The organism is Desulfobacter sp., assembly GCF_050177295.1.
The window spans coordinates 1-5,604 of the sequence record NZ_JBFXHE010000294.1; the positions used below are offsets into that span (position 1 = coordinate 1).

General features: G+C 44.5%; 4 protein-coding genes. All 4 read left to right on the plus strand.

Annotated elements, in window-relative coordinates; all coding sequences use genetic code 11:
* Window positions 1-689 (plus strand): carboxy terminal-processing peptidase (locus AB7U36_RS17200; protein WP_428160920.1); only part of this gene is annotated, 689 nt, incomplete at its 5' end.
* Between the two features lie 147 nt (window positions 690-836).
* Window positions 837-4,073, plus strand: a complete 3,237-nt coding sequence (locus AB7U36_RS17205) for an AsmA-like C-terminal region-containing protein (protein ID WP_428160921.1) — start codon at window positions 837-839, stop codon at window positions 4,071-4,073.
* A 19-nt stretch (window positions 4,074-4,092) separates the two neighbouring features.
* Window positions 4,093-4,545, plus strand: a complete 453-nt coding sequence (locus AB7U36_RS17210) for a regulatory protein RecX (protein WP_004072444.1) — start codon at window positions 4,093-4,095, stop codon at window positions 4,543-4,545.
* A 274-nt stretch (window positions 4,546-4,819) separates the two neighbouring features.
* Window positions 4,820-5,236, plus strand: coding sequence for a PilZ domain-containing protein (locus tag AB7U36_RS17215; protein WP_287562175.1), 417 nt, complete (start codon window positions 4,820-4,822; stop codon window positions 5,234-5,236).
* Window positions 5,237-5,604 lie beyond the last annotated feature (368 nt).

Consider the following 5,604-nt stretch of genomic DNA (forward strand, 5'->3'; position numbering starts at 1 on the left):
TCTACACCGGGCCTCTTGTGGTACTCATCAATAGAATGAGCGCATCGGCCAGTGAAATTTTTGCAGGTGCCATCAAAGATTATCACCGGGGGATTATTGTGGGCACCGAAAGTTTCGGCAAGGGCACAGTTCAGGAACTCAAACCCCTGGGAGATGGACGATTGAAGATGACATCGGCCAAATTTTACCGGATCTCGGGCAAAAGTACCCAACACAAAGGCGTTGAACCCGACATCTGGTTTCCCCAGATTTACAGGACCAAAGACACCGGAGAAAGCGCTCTTGAGGGAGCCCTGCTCTGGGACCATATTGATGCCACCCGTTATTCAGCATATAGGTCTTTGCAGCCCATGATCAAGCCATTGGATGATGCCTATAAAAAACGGGCTGAAAAGTCTTTTGGGATTAAATATCTCACCCAGCGGATTCAATTGGCAGAATCATTGAGTGAACAAAAAACACTCTCCTTGAATCTGAGCGAACGTCTAAAAACCAATACCGCCTTTAATAAAGAAGAGCTGGCCCTGGAAAACGATTACCGGAAACAAAAAGGAGAAAAACCGCTGACAACCCTGGATGACATTGACCCGGAAAAAGAAGAGATCAAGGAAATACTTACGGAACAGGCCAAATACATTGCTGCCGATTTTATTACCTTGAGCCATAAAACCGGATACAAGTGGCAATAGCCTTCTCAATGTCATAAAGTTAAGATGCTTTTCGAATTAAAACCATGAAGCGCATGAAGATTGATCTTCAGGTATATATTCTTCATGCGCTTCATGACCTTCGTGGTAAAATAATTTTTTTTCTCAAATAGATATGAATGCATGGCCATGAACAGAAAACGCATACTGCGCATTTTCGTTTTTATTGCGGTAACCGTGACCCTTTGCGCAGCAGCTCTGTCCTTTGCCATTACCCCGTTGATCAACACGAAACAGGTTAAAGCGCGTCTGACCAGCTTTGTTCAGCAAAAGACCGGCATTGAAGTCCGGTTTGATCAGCTATCATTTATTCTCACCCCCCTGCCGGGTTTCTGCATAACTGGTATATGGGCACAAATCGACCGATACAACCAGGTTGCAATCAACAAAGCGATAGTGGAACTGGAGCCGCCCCAGCTGCTCAAATTCAAGACCGCCCTAAGACGCATCACCCTTGAATCCCCCAAACTCATTAGGAATGAGGCTGTTGCCGGAAAAAATAAATTCACAATGCCGCCGGATCTTGCCGCATGGGTGCGGAACGGATTTGACGGATTGTTTGATCTACCCTTCGCAGACACCGATCACCTGGATATTGTCGTAACCAATGCCCAATCAAATTATTTTAGCACCATGGACTGCCGGATTCTTATGACAGGGCGGACACGGGCTGTGACTATTAAAGCGCAGATGTCGGGGCTTCGCCTGGAAACAGATCGGATTCCAATGCTTGAATCCGCAGTCAAAGGCAGAATAACAGCTATTGATATCCCACACCTCTCTGTGGAGTGCCGGCATGATGCAGAGAACATTCTTGCAGGCAACCTGAGAATCACATCTCTTCAGGCCAATCTTAAAGCACCCAAGGATCACCGTGCCGAAGCAAGGAAGTTCGACCTTGAATTTGCCCTGTCAAAAGAGCGGGTGAGCGCACATCTTGCACCTTTGGAGCTTCTTTATCCCAAAGGACGCCTTGGAATCGATGTATCACTTTCTTACGGCCAGGAAGCATCAAGTATTGAATTTACCGGAGAACAGATTGATATCAGCCAGACAAGAGAGGTGTGCCTGCCACTTCTCAGCGGAATTGAGACGCCTCAAATCCTGTTTGACATACTCAGATCCGGAACCGCCCCAAAAATTACGGTGGGGTTTAAAAGCAAAGAGATACGTCATCTGTTCAACGCAAAAAACCTTTTTATAACCGGCTGCGCTGAGGCAATTACCGTTAAAATCCCCCATGTTCCTGTCATTGTTGACAACGCCTCGGGTTGTGCAGATATGAAAGACGGCATGCTGAGCATATACCCTAAAGGCGGCCGTGTGGGAAAAACCATTGTCACGGGTGGTGCCCTTGATATCAATCTGATTCATCACCACGCAGTTCCATTTTCGGGCAGATTCCCCCTGAAGGTTGATTTAGCCGAAGTGCCCCAAGCCCTTATCTCCATATTGCCGCGCACGGTACTTGCCCGGGAAATGTCAAAAATATCCGGGTTGACCGGCCGGGCAGATGCGGTTCTCGAACTGAATCAAACCCAAGCCCACAAAGAGATAGATGTTAAAGTAACAGCAAAAAACATTGAGGCAATCGGAAACTACCAGCGCCTGCCCCTGCCTGTCCGCATCGACGGCGGCGACTTTCTTTTGGACAAAAGCAAGGTTGTTCTGAATAATTTGTCAGGGGCCTTGGGCAGCAGCAGGATATCAAATTTTAATGCCGATTTTGATACCAGAGGGTCCGTACCCATGAACATCAAAAATATGGCCGCAACTATTATTCTGGAACAGGTGGCACCCCTGGTTAAACTTTTCCCCGGGGGAAGGAAAAAGCCGGTCCCGGTTAAAGATTTTTCCGGAATCATGGACATTAATGACTTTAGGCTTGAAGGCCCCATGTTCTCCCCAAACCTGTGGCAGGTCCACATGACAGGCCAGATCAATAAAGGGGCTGTTATATTTTCAGACAATACCCAAGGGCTGTCCGACCTATTCTGCACATTCAACGCAACCCCTTCAACGATAACCGTGTCGGAAATTGCCTGTACCATTAAAGACCTCTCCTGGCTTGAAAATAACATTTCACCGGAATATACCCAAAGTATTATCCTCCCCCTGACACTGACCCGGGCACAATTTGTGAAGCAGGCAGAGGCCTGTCTGTTTCAGGGAAAGTTAGGCATGATCTCGGGTGCAACGGTATCCTTCATGGCAGATGGTCCTGCCGTAGACAAAATGACCCCGTCAAAGCTGCAGATAGAGGATGGAAACCGAACCCATGCCGATCTAACCTTTTACAACCAGCCGGATATGCCCAGGATTGTTTTTTACGGGCAACTGGATAAAACAACCGTGGAAAAGATGCTTCACCCTGATTCGTATCTTTACCGGAAACTTCAGGAGGCAACCGGTGACAATGCATTGACGGTTTCAACGGATAAAACAGGCGACATCACCATAACTGCAGACACGCTTGATCTTGATTCCTTTTTGCCCCTGCAGAAAACATCTGCATCCGCCCGCCCCCTGGTAAAACAAAACCGGATTTTTATCAACGTCAACACATTGAACTATGACCAGCGTGTATACCAGGGAGTTCGGGCAAAGGTGACAATTCATCAATTGTCCACGCATATCGATATTACCCATGCCCTTCTTTGCGGCCTTGATCTTTCAAGCAAAATAACCATCAATCCTGCCGGTGACAGGCCCGGGGTGTTGACTCACACGTTTTTCAATACGAAACAGGCAAAGGAGGTGTCGCTTTCAATCGGATGCCTGACAGGCACTCAAAGTGTTATTAAAGGAAGTTATACACTTGAAGGAGAACTTGCCGGCTCCGCACAGACCTTTGACATGGTGAAATCCAAACAGAACGGGCATCTTAATTTTAAGGCCCAGTCCGGCCGTATATTCAAAGCCACGGTGCTTTCCAGGCTCTTATCACTTGTCAATATTATAGGAGAAACGGACCTGCAGCAACAGGGGTTCGGATTTAAGACATTTACTGCCGATGCAGACGTAAAAGAAAGTGTGGTGCATATAAAAAATGCCGTCATTGATGCAGACAATATGGGCATCATTGCCGAAGGATGGGCAGACCCCCTAAATGATGCCCTGGATATCACCTTTTTGGTGGCCCCGTTTAAAACCATTGATACCATCATTAAATATATTCCGGTTATCAATGCGATTCTTAACGGCCGACTTGTCTCTTTCCCGGCCAGAGCCTATGGTAAGATATCAGATCCCACTGTGGTTCCGCTTCATCCTTCCGCAGTGGGAAAAGGTTTGCTCAACCTGTTGGAGGATCTGGTCAAGACCCCTGGTCGCCTGATTGAAGGAGCGAAAGGAAATGAAAAATAGCCCTGAGAGAATATAGAAAATGAGTGTTGAAAAAGCATACCAAAAGGCCTTGGGGTATCTGTCAAAAAGCCCTAAAACAATCCGGCAGATGAAAAAATATCTCACTGATAAAGGATATGACGGCAATATTATCGATCAGGTTATTGTGCAGTTGTCAAACTTTAATTACCTTGACGATAGAGCATTTGCACGCGGGTTTATCGAAAGCCGAATCCGTTACAAACCCAAATCCGTATTTGCCCTTGGATTTGAGCTGCGCAAAAAAGGTATCGACCCGGCACTTGCTGAAGAACTGCTATCTGTATATAAAGACGAGGATCTGGCATTAAAAGCCGTTGAAACTAAAAAGCAGTCCTGGAACAGTCTGGATGAATCGGAATGCAGAAAAAAAATAATCAACTATTTGCGTTACAGAGGGTTTGATTACAGTGTGTGTCAAACTGTATGTCGGATATTTCAAACAGAGCCGTGAAGAAATACAAAGCCCACGGTCACAGAATTTTTTTTCTCAATTTAAAACTTTATTTACACAATTATTGCCAAATAAATTTCATAATAGCGGAAAAACTTTAAATTGACCCCAATAAAAGACAAGATGGGAATTTTTTTATTTATTCGCTATTTTCGTCGTTTAGGACTTCGTCCATTGAATAAAACCATAAAAAAAAATTGAGGGTATAAATATTGCTTATATAACTTAATGCAAAAAAAGAAGATTTTTAACACAGAAAGTTAAGGATTTACTTATGGTTGGCAGAAAAAGAACCATTGAGCGTAGAAAACACAAACGGTATAAAGCGGTGGAGGGTGCTTATGCAGCCATCAGTCCCAATTCCAACAAGATTGGTCAAATCATCGACATCAGTATGGGCGGCCTGTGTTTCAAATATATCAACACCGAAAACAAATCAGAAGAACCTGTGAATAGAAATGAAGAGTCTATTTTCCTAAGCAGCATGGGATATTATGTCGGCGATCTTCCCTTTCAGACCGTTGCCGACTATGAAATAACGAATACGCCGTCATTCAGTTCAATGAAAGTCAGAAAGCGCCACATCAAATTTACCGATCTTACATTCAAACAGCTGTTTGATCTGGACTATTATCTAAAAAACAATGTATCGGAACCATTAAAATCGCTTTCGAATCAAAATAAATCTTGAATCGCCATTTATCGGTACAAAATAACAGACTAATACCTGAGTTAGCGGCATAAAGATTGCTTTTTTAATTATAACATATTGAAATTTTAATATAAAATTAATACAATGGCATTAAAAAAACATTCACTTCGGAGGTGAAGACCGATGCCGACCACTATCAATGTAAAACATGGAAATGAAAACCTTGTCAGTCAAAGCGGATTGCTCCCTGTAGGTGCATTGCTTAAGTCGATTAATTTTGGGTGCTCACCCGCTAATACTTTGATTATGAAACGGCTCAAATTTAACGGTTAGAAGCTCTCGAAATGTCCAAACATGATCCGTCAGTCCGGCAGCCATTCCAGGGGTTCGATGTTGCCACTTGGGGT